This is a genomic window from Nonomuraea sediminis, assembly GCF_018531495.1.
GTDB lineage: Bacteria > Actinomycetota > Actinomycetes > Streptosporangiales > Streptosporangiaceae > Nonomuraea > Nonomuraea sediminis.
The window spans coordinates 513,647-529,214 of the sequence record NZ_JAHDTI010000003.1; the positions used below are offsets into that span (position 1 = coordinate 513,647).

At 71.5% G+C, this 15,568-nt stretch carries 18 protein-coding genes; 7 read left to right on the forward strand and 11 right to left on the reverse strand.

The window, feature by feature from the left end:
* Nucleotides 1-41: 41 nt before the first annotated feature.
* On the forward strand, nt 42-659 hold the full coding sequence (locus tag KIK09_RS16490) for a thymidine kinase (RefSeq protein WP_214320086.1): 618 nt from the start codon (nt 42-44) through the stop codon (nt 657-659).
* Here KIK09_RS16490 and KIK09_RS16495 read toward each other — a convergent pair.
* Entirely contained in the window at nt 656-1,783 is a 1,128-nt protein-coding gene (locus KIK09_RS16495) for an FAD-dependent monooxygenase (RefSeq protein ID WP_214320087.1), read from the reverse strand. The two genes, KIK09_RS16490 and KIK09_RS16495, sit on opposite strands and share 4 nt — an antisense overlap.
* Nucleotides 1,784-1,863: 80 nt before the next feature.
* On the opposite strand from KIK09_RS16495, the gene KIK09_RS16500 reads away from it, so the two are divergent.
* A complete protein-coding gene (locus tag KIK09_RS16500) occupies nt 1,864-2,430 on the forward strand; it encodes a TetR/AcrR family transcriptional regulator (protein WP_214320088.1) in 567 nt (188 codons plus the stop codon).
* On the opposite strand, the gene KIK09_RS16505 is transcribed toward KIK09_RS16500, so the two are convergent.
* Nucleotides 2,402-2,815, reverse strand: a complete 414-nt coding sequence (locus tag KIK09_RS16505) for a MarR family winged helix-turn-helix transcriptional regulator (protein WP_214320089.1) — start codon at nt 2,813-2,815, stop codon at nt 2,402-2,404. The two genes, KIK09_RS16500 and KIK09_RS16505, sit on opposite strands and share 29 nt — an antisense overlap.
* Nucleotides 2,816-2,877: 62 nt before the next feature.
* Between KIK09_RS16505 and KIK09_RS16510 the strand changes: the two genes are divergently transcribed.
* On the forward strand, nt 2,878-3,747 hold the full coding sequence (locus KIK09_RS16510; protein ID WP_214320090.1) for an LLM class flavin-dependent oxidoreductase: 870 nt from the start codon (nt 2,878-2,880) through the stop codon (nt 3,745-3,747).
* On the opposite strand, the gene KIK09_RS16515 is transcribed toward KIK09_RS16510, so the two are convergent.
* From KIK09_RS16515 to KIK09_RS16530, 4 genes are all read right to left on the reverse strand, one after another.
* Entirely contained in the window at nt 3,732-4,400 is a 669-nt protein-coding gene (locus tag KIK09_RS16515; protein WP_214320704.1) for a DsbA family oxidoreductase, read from the reverse strand. The two genes, KIK09_RS16510 and KIK09_RS16515, sit on opposite strands and share 16 nt — an antisense overlap.
* Before the next feature lie 82 nt (nt 4,401-4,482).
* Complete coding sequence (locus KIK09_RS16520) at nt 4,483-5,379, reverse strand: hypothetical protein (protein ID WP_214320091.1); 897 nt, start codon at nt 5,377-5,379, stop codon at nt 4,483-4,485.
* A gap of 240 nt (nt 5,380-5,619) precedes the next feature.
* On the reverse strand, nt 5,620-6,270 hold the full coding sequence (locus tag KIK09_RS16525) for an SRPBCC family protein (protein ID WP_214320092.1): 651 nt from the start codon (nt 6,268-6,270) through the stop codon (nt 5,620-5,622).
* Between the two features lie 333 nt (nt 6,271-6,603).
* Entirely contained in the window at nt 6,604-6,882 is a 279-nt protein-coding gene (locus KIK09_RS16530; protein WP_214320093.1) for a hypothetical protein, read from the reverse strand.
* Nucleotides 6,883-7,358: 476 nt separating this feature from the next.
* Here KIK09_RS16530 and KIK09_RS16535 point away from each other — a divergent pair, with 476 nt between their 5' ends.
* Nucleotides 7,359-7,985 (forward strand): polysaccharide deacetylase family protein, encoded by a 627-nt coding sequence (locus KIK09_RS16535; RefSeq protein ID WP_308164197.1) that lies wholly within the window; start codon nt 7,359-7,361, stop codon nt 7,983-7,985.
* A 25-nt stretch (nt 7,986-8,010) separates the two neighbouring features.
* On the opposite strand, the gene KIK09_RS16540 is transcribed toward KIK09_RS16535, so the two are convergent.
* A complete protein-coding gene (locus tag KIK09_RS16540; RefSeq protein ID WP_214320095.1) occupies nt 8,011-8,715 on the reverse strand; it encodes a CGNR zinc finger domain-containing protein in 705 nt (234 codons plus the stop codon).
* A 75-nt stretch (nt 8,716-8,790) separates the two neighbouring features.
* Here KIK09_RS16540 and KIK09_RS16545 point away from each other — a divergent pair, with 75 nt between their 5' ends.
* The 3 genes from KIK09_RS16545 (at nt 8,791) to cydB (ending at nt 13,472) form a co-directional block, all read left to right on the forward strand.
* Nucleotides 8,791-10,257 carry an MFS transporter gene (locus tag KIK09_RS16545; protein WP_214320096.1) on the forward strand — a complete coding sequence of 489 codons (1,467 nt, stop codon included), beginning with the start codon at nt 8,791-8,793 and terminating at the stop codon, nt 10,255-10,257.
* A gap of 946 nt (nt 10,258-11,203) precedes the next feature.
* Entirely contained in the window at nt 11,204-12,583 is a 1,380-nt protein-coding gene (locus KIK09_RS16550; RefSeq protein ID WP_214320097.1) for a cytochrome ubiquinol oxidase subunit I, read from the forward strand.
* A 10-nt stretch (nt 12,584-12,593) separates the two neighbouring features.
* A complete protein-coding gene (gene cydB, locus KIK09_RS16555; RefSeq protein ID WP_214320098.1) occupies nt 12,594-13,472 on the forward strand; it encodes a cytochrome d ubiquinol oxidase subunit II in 879 nt (292 codons plus the stop codon).
* Between the two features lie 75 nt (nt 13,473-13,547).
* Here the strand turns inward: cydB and KIK09_RS59165 are convergent, their stop codons facing one another.
* The 4 genes from KIK09_RS59165 to KIK09_RS16570 are packed head-to-tail and all read right to left on the reverse strand — an operon-like array spanning nt 13,548 to nt 15,567.
* Nucleotides 13,548-13,682 carry a hypothetical protein gene (locus KIK09_RS59165; RefSeq protein ID WP_275956151.1) on the reverse strand — a complete coding sequence of 45 codons (135 nt, stop codon included), beginning with the start codon at nt 13,680-13,682 and terminating at the stop codon, nt 13,548-13,550.
* Nucleotides 13,683-13,690: 8 nt separating this feature from the next.
* Nucleotides 13,691-14,515, reverse strand: a complete 825-nt coding sequence (locus tag KIK09_RS16560) for an NAD(P)H-binding protein (RefSeq protein WP_214320099.1) — start codon at nt 14,513-14,515, stop codon at nt 13,691-13,693.
* On the reverse strand, nt 14,512-15,117 hold the full coding sequence (locus KIK09_RS16565; RefSeq protein ID WP_214320100.1) for a TetR/AcrR family transcriptional regulator: 606 nt from the start codon (nt 15,115-15,117) through the stop codon (nt 14,512-14,514). Before KIK09_RS16565 ends, KIK09_RS16560 begins: the two co-directional genes overlap by 4 nt.
* Nucleotides 15,118-15,165: 48 nt before the next feature.
* Nucleotides 15,166-15,567 (reverse strand): hypothetical protein, encoded by a 402-nt coding sequence (locus tag KIK09_RS16570; RefSeq protein WP_214320101.1) that lies wholly within the window; start codon nt 15,565-15,567, stop codon nt 15,166-15,168.
* Nucleotide 15,568 lies beyond the last annotated feature (1 nt).

The window sequence follows — 15,568 nt, forward strand, 5'->3', positions numbered from 1 at the left end:
ACGAGGTCATGGATTGAGCCAAGCCGCTAGGGTGGCACCCCGTGACCGATCTGTCTCGACGCGATGCCGTACTGAAGTTCTACTTCGGCCCCATGGATTGCGGGAAGTCCACCCTGGCCCTGCAGATGAACTACAACCATGGGCGCCGGGGCAGGCGCGGGCTGGTGCTGACCAAGCACGACCGTTCCGGCGGCCCGCAGGTCACCAGCCGGATCGGCCTGGGCCAGGAGGCCGTCGAGGTGCACGACGGGCTCGACCTGGTGGAGCTGGTCACCTCGCACGCCGGGATCGACTACCTGATCTGTGACGAGGCCTGCTTCTACTCCGTGGAGCAGATCGAGCAACTGGCCGACCTGGTCGACGAGCACGGCGTCGACGTCTACGCCTTCGGGCTGGCCTCCGACTTCCGTTCGGTGATGTTCCCCGCGGCGCGGCGGCTGTTCGAGCTGGCCGACGAGGTGTGCCGGCTCCAGGTCGAGGTGCTGTGCTGGTGCGGACGGCCCGGGCTGCTCAACGCCCGGGTGGTGGGCGGCGTGATGGCGCGCGAGGGCGAGCAGGTGGTGATCGGCGACACCGACGCCGCGCCCGTGCGCTACCAGGTGCTGTGCCGCCGCCACCACCGCTCGGGCGACCTGGGCGAGGGTACGGCTGCCGCCTAGTTCTCCAGCTCGGAGAGCGTGAGCGCCATCTTCCTGTGGACGGCGGGGATGAAGTCGAGCGTGCGCAGGGCCGCGTTGCGGATGCCGCGCAGCGGCGAGTTGCCCACGGTGGCGATGCGGGTGATGCGGTGGGTGAAGGCCACCACTTCCTCGGCCACCGGCCGCCGCTCGGCCTCGTACTCGTCGAGCACGCTGTCGGGGGCGCCCTTCTCCAGGACGGCGACCAGCTTCCCCGCGAGGTTGACCGCGTCCTGGATGCCGGTGTTCATGCCCTGCCCGCCGGCCGGGCTGTGCACGTGGGCCGCGTCGCCCGCCAGGAAGAGCCGACCGGCGCGGTAGTGGTCGGCCAGTCGGTGGTGGACGCGGAAGCGTGAGCTCCACACCACGTCCTTCACGGTGACGTACTCGTCCAGCAGGGACTGGACGTACTCCAGGCCCGGCTCGTGCGGCGCCTCCTCCACGGTGGCGACCAGCCGGTGCCGCCCGCCGGGCAGCGGCGCGAGCACCAGCACGCCCTCGGCGGTCAGGTGGAGCCTGACCTCGGCGCCGAAGTCCTGGTCCAGGTGCATGTCGGCGAGCACGAACGACTGCGCGTAGGTGTCGCCGGTGAAGCCGATCCCGGTGTGCTCGCGCAGCGTGCTGTGCATGCCGTCGGCGCCGACCACGTAGCGCGCGCGGATCGTCTCGCCGGTGGCCATGGTCGCGGTCACGCCGGACTCGTCGGTCTCGACGCCTGCCAGCTCGAGCGGCCTGTGCACGTGGCCGCCGACCTCCTCAAGCCGCTTCAGCAGCAGTTCCTCGGTGACGTCCTGCGGGACGAGCAGCGTGAACGGGTAGTCGGTGGGCAGCTCGCCGAAGTCGACGGTGAGCAGGACCTTGTCGTGGTCGCGGATGGTGAAGCGGGGCACCACGATGCCCCGCTCGACCAGCTCGTCGGCGATGCCGACCTCGCGCAGGACCTCGAGGGTGCGGGCGTGGACGACCGCGGCGCGCGAGGTGTTCAGACCTTCGGCCAGCTTGTCGACGAGCACCGCGTCGACGCCCTGCGCGGTGAGGGAGGCGGCCAGGGTGAGGCCGACGGGACCGGCTCCGACGATGAGGACGGAGGTTTCCGAGGGGAGCATGACTGATGCCAATCCGTGTTTGCCAACAGTTGTGGGCAAACGCTAACACGGCCCACGGCTGTTGGCCTACACTTGTTGGCATGGCCTTCACCGAGCGATCCGCCCAGACCAGAGCCGCCATCCTGGCCGCCGCGCAGGGCCGCTTCGCCGTTGAGGGCTACGAGCGGGCCACGATCCGGGCCATCGCCGCGGACGCCGGGATCGACCCGTCCATGGTGATCCGCTACTTCGGCAGCAAGGCCGAGCTGTACGCGGCGGCCTCCGCCATCGACCTCGCAGTGCCCGACCTGCCGCCCGACCAGGCGGCCCACCGCTACGCCAAGGCCTTCCTGGACCGCTGGGAGGCGGGCGAGAACGCCGCAGAGGCCATCCTGCTGCGGACGGCACCCACCCATCCCGAATCGGCGCAGCGCGTCCAGGAGATCTTCGGCACGCAGATCGTGCCCGCGCTGCGCGCCGCCTTCCCCGACGACCCCGACATCGAGCCGCGGGCCGCGCTGGTACTCAGCCAGACTCTGGGCGTCGCCTACGTCCGCTACCTGCTCGGGATCGAGCCGCTGGCCTCCATGGATCCCGCCGTGATCGCCGCCGCCGTGGGCCGGGCGATCCAGTCACACCTCACCGCGCCGCTCGAACCAGGCGACTGAGCACGTCCCTGAACAGCCTGGCGTCCTCGTCCGCGACCTCGGCGAGGAACTCGCGCTCCGCCCGCTCCACCGCGAGGCCGCCGTCGCGGTGCGTCTCACGCCCCTTGACCGTCAGCTCGACGAGGTTCCTGCGCCGGTCGGCCGGGTCGGGGCGCCGGGTCACCAGGCCCTTGCCCTCCAGGGTGTCGACCATCGCGACCATCGTGGTGCGGTCGATGCCCAGGCGCGTGGCCGCCTCCTGCTGCGAGATCGGCTCCGCCACGTCGAAGACGGCCAGCACGGCCAGTTCCCGCCCGTCGATCCTGTAGGGCGCCAGGGCGGGGCCCGTCAGCTCCGTCAGGCGGAGCTGTGCGTGCTTGAGCAGGTATCCCAGACGACTCGACACGTTCCGATTCTCGCACTAGGGTAATCATCAGTGGCACTGACGATTTGTGGAGCTGACTTTCGATGAAGCTGAGCTTTGGCATCAAGACCGTGCCCGTCGACACGACGTTCGACGAGCTCGCGGAGATCTGGCAGGAGGCCGACGGCATCCCCGCCATCGAGCACGCCTGGCTGTGGGACCACTTCCTGCCGCTGCGCGGGCCGGTCGAGACGCCCATCCACGAGGGCTGGACGATGCTGTCCGCGCTGGCCGCGCGCACCCGGCGGCTGCGGCTCGGGCTGATGGTGACGGGCAACATGACCAGGCCGCCCGCCGTACTGGCGAAGATGGCCGCGACGGTCGACGAGATCTCGCACGGGCGGCTGGTGCTGGGGCTGGGCGCGGGCGCGACGCGACAGCAGGGCGACACGCTCGGGCCGCGCGAGTTCGGCGCGTACGGCCTGCCGCTCGTGTCACCGGGTGAGGGGGTGGCCAGGCTCGCCGAGTCGTGCGAGATCATCCGGAGGCTGTGGCGCGAGGACCACTTCGACTTCGACGGGCGCCACTACCAGCTGCGGGACGCCGTCCTCCGGCCCAAGCCGGCGACCGCGCCGCCGCTGCTGATCGGCGGCTGGGGCGACAGGACGCTCGGGGTGGTGGCCGAGCACGCCGACGTGTGGAACGTGCCCGGGCCGCCGCACAACACGCTCGACTTCCTGGCCGACCGGAGCAAGGCGCTGGACGAGCGGTGCGCCGCGACCGGGCGCTCGGTCGTGCGCTCGACCCAGCTGTTCGTGGACTACGCCGACCCGGCCGCCACCCGGCGCACGATCGGCGACCTGGTGGCGATCGGGTTCAGCCACTTCGTGCTGAACATCCTGCGGCCCGCACCGGACCACGTGGCCCGGTGGGTGGCCGAGGAGATCATCGAACCGCTTCAGACGGCGCAGTAGCCGTCCTCGCAGCCGTCGGCGGGGGCGGCCAGGCTGACGATCGGGGTCTGACCCGTGCGCTCGGCCACCTCGTCGATGGCGGCCTCGAAGGCCTCCAGCGGCTGGGCGCCCGAGACGGCGTACTTGCCCTCGAACAGGAACAGCGGCACGCCGGAGATCCCCAGCTGCCCGGCCCTGTCGAGCTGCTCGCGCACCTCGGCCGCACCCTCGCCGGTGTCCTCGACGCCCACGTCGGCGGCCAGCTTGGCCAGCACCTCGGGGTCACCGACGTTGAGGGCGTCGGTGAAGTACGCCTTGAACAGCCGCTGGGCCATCTCCTCACCCTTGCCCTGCTCGGTGGCCAGGGCGATGAGGCGATGGGCTTCGAAGGTGTTGGCGCTGACGGCGGTGTCGAAGTGCATCTCCAGCCCGTCGGGCTCGGCCGCGGCGGAGACGCGGGCGCTCATCTGAGCCGCGTTCGCGCCGAACTTGCGCTCCAGGTGGGTCAGCAGCGGCTCACCGTCGGAGGTGGCGGCGGGGTTGAGCTGGAAGGGGCGCATCGTCACCTCGATCTGGCCGCCCTTGGCCCTGAACGCCTCGGCGGCGCGGGCGAATCGAGCGTGACCGATATAGCACCAAGGACAGGCTACGTCCGAAAAGATCTCGACTTTCACGGACAAGCACAACCGCTTCGGGACGCGAACAATTCCGGCGCAACCCAGACGCCAACTCCTCCAGGCGGGCCGAAGTCGTCCGCTACCCCGACGCGAGCTCCTCCAGGCGGTAGGGCAGGTAGCCGGAGTCGTCCACGAGCGCGGAGGCACCCCGCCACCAGCCGAACCACTCGGCGCTGCGCCACATCCAGTCGACCCGCTCGATGGCGGCCACCACGTCGCCCACGTTCTTCCACCGCTCGCCCAGCTGCTCGTGAGTGGCGCCGTGGCGCAGCCCCCAGGCCCGCAGGATGCCGACGGCCGTGCTGTCGACCTCGCGCGCGTACGGGTCGGGGTCCTCTCCCGGCAGCGGGTGCGGCCCGAGCCCGGCGGCCACGCCCCAGCTCCACTGCGCCTCGGCGGGCCTGGAATAACGCAGCGAGTGGAAGTCCAGGTTCGAGCCCAGGTCGTCGTCGGGGCGGCGGGTGACCACGGCGTCCAGGCGGCCGCCCGCGTCGAAGTGCACGACCAGCCGCTGGCCGGGCTTGACGCCCGGCGGCAGCTCGAAGCGGTCCTCGGCCTGCCAGGAGTTCAGGTCGACCCCGGCCACGGCCGGGCCCCACAGCTCGTCGGCGGTGTCGTCGGCGATCCAGGCGGCCAGCATCTCCAGCGCCGTCAGATCGGTCCACGGCTCGATGGCGACGGCCGTCTCCAGCACCTCGTCGGGGGCGGGCAGCTTGCCGCCTCTGGCCCTTCCCCACCACTCCTGGCCCAGGTCGCGCGTGCCGACCAGGAGCGCGGCGACGGCGGACAGCTCGGCGGAGCGCCTGGTGAGCGAGGCGCCCAGCGCGAGCGCGAGACACCGGTCGGTACGAGCGTCACCCAGCACCGGCCGCGCGTCCGCGATCAGCGTGCCGGCGGTCGGGTGCTCTTCGCCCAGCAGGTTGCGCACGACCCGCCGGGCCTCGGTGCGCGCGTCTTCAGCGTGTGCCTGCCGCATACTCGCCACGCTACGCCCGGAGATCCTTTTCCTCCAGAGCTCACGCCACCCACCCCCACGCCCGATCCCGACCACCACACCATCCGAGCCACCCCGGCCCCGGCCGGGCCGCCTCGCCCCAGCCCATTCCGATCGCCACCCCCGGCAGATCCCACTCGGGCCCCGGCCCCGGACATCACGCCGCTCAGATCGCCCCCGGCCGCCACACCGGTCAAGCCGCCGCCAGCCGGATCCGGGCCGTCAGGAGCGGCGGCCCGCGCGGCCGAGGAGCCAGCCGACCGCGACGCCGGTGATAGCGATGCCCGCACCCATCCCGAACGCCGCCAGCATCACCCACGGCCTGGTCTGCGCCTGCTCCTTGAGCGGCCGCTCGTACACCGGACGAGCCTGCGCTCCGCCCGGCTCGACCCCCGCGACCTGAGCGGACTGCGCCGCCACAGCGCCGTCGGGGGCGCCCGACAGCAGCGCCTGCTCGACGGCCGCGAAGAACTCGTCCGCGGTACGGCGGGCCACCGAGCCGAGCATCCGCTGCCCCACGCCGCCGATCATCCCGCCCACCACGGCGTCGGCGTCGTAGTCGACCCTGGTGCGGCCTTCCTCCTCGGCCAGCCGTACCAGGATGGTGGCGTCCACTGTGCCCGGCGCGCCCTGGCCGCGGGCCTTGAGCACGAAGCTCTCGGGCTGGTGCTGGTCGGCCAGCGCGACCTCGCCCTGATAGACGCCCTTCACCGAGGCGACCCCCGCGTTGACCGTCATCCGGTAGGTGTCGGCACCGGTCTCCTCCAGACGCTCGCAACCCGGGATGGTGCGCACCAGCACCGCCGGATCCTGCAGCGCGGACCACACGCGCTCTCTGTCGATGCCGATCACGGCACTGCCTGCGACCTTCACACCCGCCACTGTAGGCAAATCCTCGCCCCGACGACAGGATCACAACACACGCGCCCACCACAACTACCAGGACCCGGCCACCCGGCACCCACCAACCGCAATCCCCACCCGCCCGCGCCGATCGCCAGGCCGTCGTGCACCCCGGTCGGTTAGGCCCTCCCCGATGCCGATGCCCAGGTCCTGGCCGTGCTGCACCCGCCGCCCGCAATCCCAGCCCGCCCACGCCGCCCGCGCCGATCGTCAGGCCGTCGAGCACCCCGGTCGGTTAGGCCCTCGCCGATGCCGATGCCAGCGCCTGGCCGTGCTGCACACACCGACCGCGGTCCCCGCCTGCTAGGGCCGCCCGTGCCTATCGCGGCCGTCGTGCACCCCGGCCAGTTGGGCTCTCCCCGATGCCGATGCCCAGGGGCCTGGCGGTGTTGCACCCGCCGACCGCGGTCCCTGCCCGCTAGGGCCGACCGGGCCGATCGCCAAGCCGTCGAGCACCCCGGTCGGCAGCCCTGTCCCTATGCCGATCAGCACGAACGGCACCAGCCGCCCGGGCAGCGCGCTGTCGAGCCCGATCGTGACCAGCGGCAGCGTGCCGAGCCCGTTCACCTCCACCAGCACCACGCCGGGCGACCCTCCAGCCAGCCGTACCCGCTGCAGAGGGCGGCAGCAGCGTGGGGAGAGTGAACACCGACACCCCGTGATCTTGAGGGGAAAGGCGAGACAGGCCGTGGGAAACGTGAGGCGAGCCGTATCGGGTGGAGGGTGCTGACGCGGCGGAAGCGATGGCTGCGTGCCGGTGCTGGAGGCAGGGTGATCTGTCCCAAAGGGGCGCGCGGGTGCGTTTTGTGGCTGGCATGATGTGCGCCATGTTCCGGGGGCGAAATGGGGGGCCACGCCTGGCGGGTGTGGCGGGTGTTGTGGTTGTGCTGGTCACGGGGTGTACGGCCGGGCGGGCACAGAGTCCGCCTGCTGTGGAGGAGACGGAATCCGGGGCGCCCACGGCCTCGGCGTCGCGGCCTGCCGTACAGGGGCCACCCGGGGTACGGCCACGGCCCGGGGAGGTCGGGCGTGTTCAGTCGGGCAGTGGGCCGTTGCCGGTGATCAGCTCGATCCCGACCAAGCGGAAGGTGGTCTTCCTGACCATCGACGACGGGTGGGAGCAGGATCCCGGCTTCGTCAGGCAGGTGCGCGAGGAGCGGATCCCGATCACCGTGTTCGCGATGCGCGACGCCGTGGAGGCCAGGGGGAAGCCGGATCCCGCCGGGGGCGTGGGGCGGTACGTGGGCGCCGGTAAGTGGGGATATTTCCGGCAATTGCGTGATGCGGGCGCGCCGATCGAGGACCACACGCTTACCCATCCCAACCTGCGGCTGCTCGGGTACGACGCGCAACGGCGGGAGATCTGCGGCTCCGCGCAGGTCATCAGGAAGGAGATCGGGGTCAGGCCCACGCTTTTCAGGCCGCCGTTCGGCAACTACAACACCGACACGCTGCGTGCCGCCGCCACCTGCGGGATCAAGAAGGTGCTCCTCTGGACGGCCACGGTCCAGCCCGGCGGCAAGATCGCCTACCAGGTACCGGACAAGCGACTGCGGCCGGGAGATGTCCTCCTCATCCACTTCCGCCCACACCTGGCCGGAGACTTCCGCATCCTGGTCGACAAGATCCACCGCCGCGGCTTCGAACTGGGCAACCTCCAGGCCTACCTGCACGCCATGCCCTAGAACCTGTAGGCCTGCGCGCCATGGTCTAGGAGGCGCCGGTGGCCTTCGATCGTAGGGTCTGCTTCTTGGCGCGGTTGCCGCAGGTGTCCATGGAGCACCACCGGCGGGTGCCCGGCCGTGACCCGTCGAGGAACAGGGCGGCGCAGCCCTCCCCCGCACACGCCCGCACCCGCTCGATCGCCGGCGAAGTGACCAACTCCAGCGCGTCCCGCGCCACCAGGGCCAGCATCGCCGCGACGGGATCCTCGGCCGCCCACCGCAGCCGCCCGTCACCCCCGAGCCACGGCGCCGGCGCCGGTCGCGCAGCCGCCCGGTTCACCACGTCCCGCTCGCCCTGACCCGCCGCACGCCCGTCCCGCGCCGCTCGCACCAGCGCGTTCACCGCCTCACGCAGTTCCCACGCCTCCTCCACCCGCACACCGGAGCTCCACCCAGCAGCCCCTGCACCACCCCGCACGACGGACCTTCCCGCCGCGTTACCCCGCACAACGGGCTCACCCCCACCGCCATCCCGCACAACGGGCTCACCCCCACTGACGTCCCGCACGGCGGGCCTTCCCTCGCCGGAAGCGTCTGCGGTGGGGGTCAGGGGGCCTGGGGAGAACTGGTGGGTCCACGCGGCGAGGGCCCTGACATCGGGCAGCTCCTCCACCTCGCCGGCTAGGCCGCGGCGGCGCAGCGTGCGGATGAAGTCCAGGCTCAGGCGGCCCGCCCCTTCGCGGAATTCCATGGTCCACACCCTACCCCGGGAACCGGTTTAACTGGTACCGTCCCGAACCAGTCAAACCGGTTCCGAGGGGGAAGCGTGATTCTGATCCTGGCGATCGCCTGTGGGGTGGCCGTGGCCAACATCTACTTCCCGCAGGCCGTCAGCCCGCTGATCGCCGCGGGGCTCGGACTGCCCCCTGACGGCGCGGCGCTGGTGGTGACCGCCGCCCAGTTGGGTTACGCGGCCGGGCTGTTCCTGCTCGTACCGCTCGGCGACCGGGTGCCGCACCGGCGGCTGATCGTGACCTTGCTGGTGCTCACCGGGGCGGGGTTGCTGGTGGCGGGGTTCGCGCCGGGGCTGCCGATGCTGGTGGCGGCCAGCGCGGCGGTCGGCGTGACGACCGTGGTGCCGCAGATCATCATCCCGGTGGCCGCCGGGCTCGCGGGTGACGAACGCCGCGGCGCCGTCACCGGGACGCTGCTCAGCGGCCTGATCGGCGGCATACTCCTGGCCAGGACGTTCGGCGGCACGCTCGGCGAGTGGCTCGGCTGGCGCGCCCCCTACTGGGTGGCCGCCGCGATGGCCCTCACCCTCGCCGCCGTCCTGCGCGCCGCCCTCCCCCACCAACGAGCCAAGCCCGAACAGGACCGACACCCCCGATCACCCGCCGAACCCGAACAGGGGCGACACCCCCGGTCGCACGCCGAACCCGAACAGGGGCGACACCCCCAATCGCACGCCCAACCCGAACAGGGGCGACACCCCCAATCGCACACCGAACCCGAACAGGGGCGACACCCCCAATCGCACACCGAACCCGAACAGGGGCGACACCCCCAATCGCACACCGAACCCGAACAGGGGCGACGCCCACGGTCGCCCGTCTCGGGTGGACAGAGGTGGCATCCGCGGTTGCTGGTTGAGCCCGTTCGGCTGTTGCTGGACGAGCCGGAGTTGCGTAGGTCGTGTCTCTACCAGGCGATGATGTTCGGCGGGTTCAGTGCCGCGTGGACGAGTCTGGCGCTCCTGGTCACCGGGCCCGTCTACGGGCTTGGCGCGCAGGCCGTGGGGCTGATCGCGCTGGTGGGCGCGGGCAGCATGGTGTCGGCGCCGATGGCCGGCAGGTGGGTGGATCGGGGTGGACCCGACCGCGTGAACCTGGTGTGCCTCCTCGGCGCCGTGGCGGCGGCGGCCGTCCTGCTGATCGGCGCGCGAGGCGGCGCGACTGGACTGGTGGGCCTGGGGGCGGGGATGCTGCTGCTCGACGTGGCGATGCAGTCGGGCCAGGTGGCCAACCAGGCGCGGATCTTCGCGCTCCGCCCCGAGGCGCGCGGCAGGCTGAACACGGCCTACATGACGTGCTCGTTCGCCGGCGGCAGCGCGGGGTCGTGGCTGGGCGTGCAGGCCTACACGCATCTGGGCTGGCCGGGTGTGTGCGCGCTGGTGGCCATCGCGGCCGGGATCGCGCTGCTCAGGTGGTGGCGAAGGTCGCCATCATCGCCGCGTCCTCGCCCAGCCGCGGCGCGGCGTCGACCCGATCGGCCACGTGCGGCAGGCCGTTGATCAGCCACCTGCCGGAGCCGTGCGGCCGAACCGCCGCTCCCTCGCGCCCACGGCACGGGCCGGATCAAGCCGCTCGACCCTGGCCAGCCGCATGGGGACCCGGGAACCTGCCGGCCACCCTGCGCTTGCCTTGAAGCGCGTCACCAGGGTCGTCGTCCGACCCGCGCGCGCCCCTGAAGCGGCTCACCAGGGCCGCCGGCCAACCCGCGCGCGCCCCTGAAGCGCGTCACCTGGCCTGTCGGCCGACCCGCGCGTGCTCTTGAAGCGCGTCACCTGGGCTGTGTCGGCCGCCCTGTGCGTGGCCCTGAAGCGCATCCCCGCCCGCCGCCCAGCGTGTTACGCATGGCGACCTCGCCACCCGACCGCACCCCGGGAAGCTGACGACGACGCTCCCCCGCCGAGATCTGGATCCCGGCGGGCGTCACCGGGCGCTCGAGCAGCCGCCGTTCGACCCGATCCACGTGTACGGCAGGCCGAAGCGCCGACCCGATCCGCGTGTACGGCAAGCCGAAGCACCGACCCGATCCGCGTGTACGGCAAGCCGGAACGCCAACCCGGTCTGCATGCACGGCAGGCCGAAGCGCCGGCCCGTAGCGCCGCGCGTTGAAGGCGTCGAGCGGCCGTAGCCGGTACCGCGCGGGCTCCGCCTCGAACGCGGGCCACGCCACGGAGCCCCGTTGACCAGCACGACGCCGTGCGACGGCGTCGCGGCCGGGGAGGGCGGGCCGTACCACTGAGGGCGGCTGATCGACGGTGTGCTCGTCCGCCCAGAGAGGTAGAGGCGAGTCAACCCGCCGGGGGACGCCCGGAACGTCAGGGTTCGGGACCCTGGAATCACCGAGGAGAGCGCTTGTGACGAAGATCGCATCGCGTTGCTCTACGACCTGTAGTACTACTTTACGTAGATGCTCTACGAGCTGTAGAGCAACGGTCCGGTGAGGGGACTATGGACGCACTTGATCTCGCACGGTGGCAGTTCGGGGTGACCACCGTCTACCACTTCTTGTTCGTGCCGCTGACGATCGGGCTGGGCATCTTCGTGGCCGGGCTGCAGACGGCCTGGCACCGCACGGGCAAGGAGCAGTACCTGCGGCTGACGAAGTTCTTCGGGAAGCTGTTCCTGATCAACTTCGCGATGGGCGTGGTGACCGGGATCGTGCAGGAGTTCCAGTTCGGGATGAACTGGAGTGAGTACTCCACCTTCGTCGGCGACGTGTTCGGAGCGCCGCTGGCGATGGAGGCCCTGCTGGCGTTCTTCCTCGAGTCCACCTTCCTGGGGCTGTGGATCTTCGGCTGGGACCGGCTGCCGAAGCGGGTCCACCTGGCCACGATCTGGGCCGCCGCCCTCGGCTCCAACCTGTCGGCGTACTTCATCCTGGCGGCCAACGCGTGGATGAAGCACCCGGTCGGCTACACCGTGGAGAACGGCAGGGCCAGGATGACCGACCTGTGGGCGGTGCTGACGAACTCGACCGCGCTGGCCCAGGTGCCGCACGTGATCGCGTCGGCGTTCATCGTGGCGGGCGGGTTCGTGCTGGCCATCAGCGGCTACTGGCTGCTGAGGACCAAGGCTCGGAAGGAGCGCGGTCAGACCAAGGCCGCCGCGTTCCAGGGGTGGCGGAGCGCGGCGCGGGCCGCGCTGGTGATGACGGCGCTGGCAGGGGCCGTCGTCGCGTTCACCGGCGACAGCTCGGCCCAACTGCTGCACACCCAGCAGCCGATGAAGCTGGCCGCCGCCGAGGGCCTGGAGCGCGACACCGCGGGCGCGCCGTTCTCGGTGGCGCCGGGGATCGAGATCCCGAAGCTGCTCAGCTTCCTGGCCGCCCACGACCCCGGCGCCACCGTCGCGGGCACCGAGGACCTGCAGCAGCGCTTCGAGAAGCAGTTCGGCCCCGGCGACTACCGGCCGAACCAGCCCGTGGTGTTCTGGTCGTTCCGCCTGATGATCGTCTTCGGCCTGTCGACCGTCGGGCTGTCGGTGCTGGGGCTCTGGCTGACCCGCAGGAAGCGGGAGGTGCCCGCGTGGCTGTCGAAGCTCATGCTGCTCGCCCTGCCGCTGCCACTGCTGGCGGTCATCGCCGGGTGGCTGCTCAGCGAGATCGGCCGCCAGCCATGGACGGTCGCCGGCGAGCTGCTGACCGCCTCCAGCGTCTCCCCCGGCGTCTCGCTCGCCGAGGTGGCCACCTCACTGACGATCTTCACGCTCCTGTACGGCGGGCTCGCCGTGGCGGAAGCCGTACTGATCACCAAGCACGTGCGCAAGGGCCCCGAGGAGCCCGAGCTCGCGCCGCAGGCAGAGAAGCTCGAACCGTCGCTGATGTACTGAGGACACCAACATGATCAACCTGTGGTTCGTCATCATCGCCTTCCTCTGGACCGGCTACTTCGTGCTCGAGGGCTTCGACTTCGGCGTCGGGCTGCTGGCGCCCTTCATCAGCCGCGGGCCGCGCGAGCACCGGCAGAGCCTGGAGACCATCGGCCCGGTCTGGGACGGCAACGAGGTCTGGCTGATCACCGCGGTGGGCGCCATGTTCGCCGCGTTCCCCGCCTGGTACTCGGGCCTGTTCAGCACCTTCTACCTGCCGATGGTGCTGATCCTGGTCGGGCTGATCGTGCGCGGCGTGGGCCTGGAGTGGCGCGGCAAGGTGGACAACCCGTTCTGGTGCGATCTGGGCATCGTGCTCGGCAGCGCCCTGCCGGCCTTCCTGTGGGGCGCCCTGTTCGCCCAGCTGCTGTACGGCTCGGCCCTGGCGGCCATGGTCGGCGGCGCGTTCACGCTGGCCGTCTGCGTGCTGCACGGCGGGGCGTTCCTGGCGCTGCGGACGACGGGCCCGGTGCGTGCCCGCGCCAGGATCGCGGCGCTGATCGCGGGGGCGTTCGCGATCCCGCTTGGCGTGGTGGCGCTCTCACAGCTGGGCACCGTCCCCGCGCTGATCGCCATGGCCTCCTTGGCCGCTGCGGCGGTGCTGAACTGGCTGCGGCGCGAGGGCTGGGCGTTCGCCGCCACGGCCGCCGCGATCGCGCTGGCCTCGGCGTCGGTCTTCATGGAGCTGCGCGGGGCGCCGATGCCTGGGCTGACGCTGGCGGAGGCGGCCTCGGGCCCGTACACGATGCGGATGCTGACCTGGATCGGCCTGATCGCGCTGCCGTTCGTGCTGGCCTACCAGGGCTGGACCTACTGGGTGTTCCGCAAGCGGGTGACCGTCCCGGCCTGACCGCAGCCGGACCTGTACGGCGGGCCGCCGTTATGCCGTACGGAACCCGAAACAAGCGATACCGGGATGCCCGCATCACGAAGGGTCGTGACGGTGGGCAAGCGGCACCGACTCGCCGGAAGCGCCGGTCGCGGGCCCTGCGCCGAAGTGCGGCGGGCGGCCGGTGGCGGCGGCTTGCCGTACAGCAGCGATCGAGAGAAGCCGCCGCATGACCAGCCTTATGAGGAGAAGTCGGAGGCGTGGTCGTGGGCCCACTGGGCGAAGGTGTGAGCGGGGCGGCCGGTCAGGTCGGGGACGGTCGTGGAGGTGCGGGCGGGAACGCCGACGCCGGACGCCCACACGCGCATCATGGTCTCGACCCCGAGCGGCGGCATGGTCCTGCCCAGCTCCACCCGAGCCTCCTCGGGCGTGAGCTCCTCGACGCGGATGTCGCGGCCGATGGCGTTCCCGATGTGCTTGACCAGCTCGCGCTGCGTCAGGGACTCGGGCCCGTAGACCGTGTAGGCCTGCCCGGCGTGCCCCGGCCGGGTCAGGGCGGTGACGGCCAGGGCGGCCATGTCCTTCTCGTGGATGGGCGCCGTCTGCGCTTCCGGGTACGGCATGCGGACGCGGCCCTCCTCCCTGATCGAGCGGGCCCACCACCACAGCGTGTTCGTGGCGAACATGCCGGGCCGGATGAATGTCCACTCCAGCCCCGACTCCTCGAGCGCGGTCTCGACCCTCCGGTGGCTGATCGCGATGGGATCGCGGTCCGCGCCGGGATTGACCACCGCGCCCGAGGACAGCAGCACCACGTGCCGCAGCCCCGCGTCCCTGGCCGCGGCCACGAACCCGTCGATGCCCTCGGGCTTGGCGTAAATGAAGGCCCGGTCCGCGCCCTCCAGCGCGGCGGGCAGCGTCTCCGGCCGCTCCAGGTCCGCCACGACGAACCCGGCGGCAGACTCCCTGCTGGTGACGCGGAACCGTACCCCGGCCTCGGCCAGGCCCGCGGCGACGTGGCGGCCCACGCTGCCCCTTGCTCCGAAGACGACCGCGACCATCATGCTCCTCCCAACAGCTTGACCAGCTCTTCCCGGCAGCGGCCGCGGTACTCCGGCGACATCGGGTCCAGCCCGAGCATCCCCTGGACGAACTGCGGCATCGTGATCGGCGCCAGCACCAGCGCGTACGTCACGAGCAGCGCGAACGCGGGATCAAGCTCCTCGGAGACCTCGCCGTCGCGCTGGCGGCGGCGCATGCCCTCCACCGCCTCGGCCAGCCGCGAGCGCTGGGACCGCGCGAAGCGCTCACCGTCGGCCTCGTCGGCGAACGGGCAGTCGCCGAGTGCCTGCCACACCAGCAGCCTGGCCCAGTCGGGCCGCTCGAGCGTGGCGTCCAGCGCCTTGCCGATCGCCTCGTCGAGGGGACCCTCGATGGTGTCCTCGGTCTCCTGCCAGCGCTCGCGCAGCGCGTCGAGCAGTCCCTGCTTGCCGCCGAAGTAGTAGGCGATCAGCTGCTGGTTGACGCCGGCCCTGGCCGCGATGCCCGCCGTGCGAGCGCCCGCGTAGCCCTTGGCGCCGAACTCGGCGACCGCGGCCTCCATGATCCGCTCGCGCGTCCGGGCGGCCGCGACGCCGCGTTCCTCCGGAGCCCTCCGTGCTGCCATGAGGGCGACCGTACTTCATCAATCAATTGAATGACAAATGTCATCCAATCAATTGATGGTCTTCATGGTCCTGTGGTCCTTCAGGTGGAGGTCGCCGCCGAGCCGCTCCTTGAGCAGTTCGAGGACCTGCCGGCTGGACAGCGCGGTCCACAGGTAGCCGACGAGGTGGGGGTTGTACTCGGGCGCGGTGTCCATCCAGGCGTCCTTGCCGGCCTGGGTGGAGAAGGTCGTCAGGAAGAACTCCCCGTCGACCGTCTTGCAGTAGGCCTGCCGCATGTCGGTGGCGTTGACCTGGATGCGCGGCGTGCAGCCGACCTTGGCGGCGAGCTGCTCGACCGAGAGCGGCTTGGCCGGTTTCTGGGCGGCGGCCAGGCGCGCGCCGCCGGAGGAGCAGGCGGCGCTCAGCCCCACGGCCATCACGCACACCACCAGGCGCCGAAATGTCGTCATG

Bases quoted from the DNA above. Each gene is read 5' to 3' on its own strand.
- KIK09_RS16495 (WP_214320087.1), bottom strand. From the start codon at position 1,783: ATGCTCCCCTCGGAAACCTCCGTCCTCATCGTCGGAGCCGGTCCCGTC.
- KIK09_RS16500 (WP_214320088.1), top strand. From the start codon at position 1,864: ATGGCCTTCACCGAGCGATCCGCCCAGACCAGAGCCGCCATCCTGGCC.
- KIK09_RS16510 (WP_214320090.1), top strand. From the start codon at position 2,878: ATGAAGCTGAGCTTTGGCATCAAGACCGTGCCCGTCGACACGACGTTC.
- KIK09_RS16520 (WP_214320091.1), bottom strand. From the start codon at position 5,379: ATGCGGCAGGCACACGCTGAAGACGCGCGCACCGAGGCCCGGCGGGTC.
- KIK09_RS16540 (WP_214320095.1), bottom strand. From the start codon at position 8,715: ATGGAATTCCGCGAAGGGGCGGGCCGCCTGAGCCTGGACTTCATCCGC.
- KIK09_RS16550 (WP_214320097.1), top strand. From the start codon at position 11,204: ATGGACGCACTTGATCTCGCACGGTGGCAGTTCGGGGTGACCACCGTC.
- cydB (WP_214320098.1), top strand. From the start codon at position 12,594: ATGATCAACCTGTGGTTCGTCATCATCGCCTTCCTCTGGACCGGCTAC.
- KIK09_RS59165 (WP_275956151.1), bottom strand. From the start codon at position 13,682: ATGCGGCGGCTTCTCTCGATCGCTGCTGTACGGCAAGCCGCCGCCACC.
- KIK09_RS16560 (WP_214320099.1), bottom strand. From the start codon at position 14,515: ATGATGGTCGCGGTCGTCTTCGGAGCAAGGGGCAGCGTGGGCCGCCAC.
- KIK09_RS16565 (WP_214320100.1), bottom strand. From the start codon at position 15,117: ATGGCAGCACGGAGGGCTCCGGAGGAACGCGGCGTCGCGGCCGCCCGG.
- KIK09_RS16570 (WP_214320101.1), bottom strand. From the start codon at position 15,567: ATGACGACATTTCGGCGCCTGGTGGTGTGCGTGATGGCCGTGGGGCTG.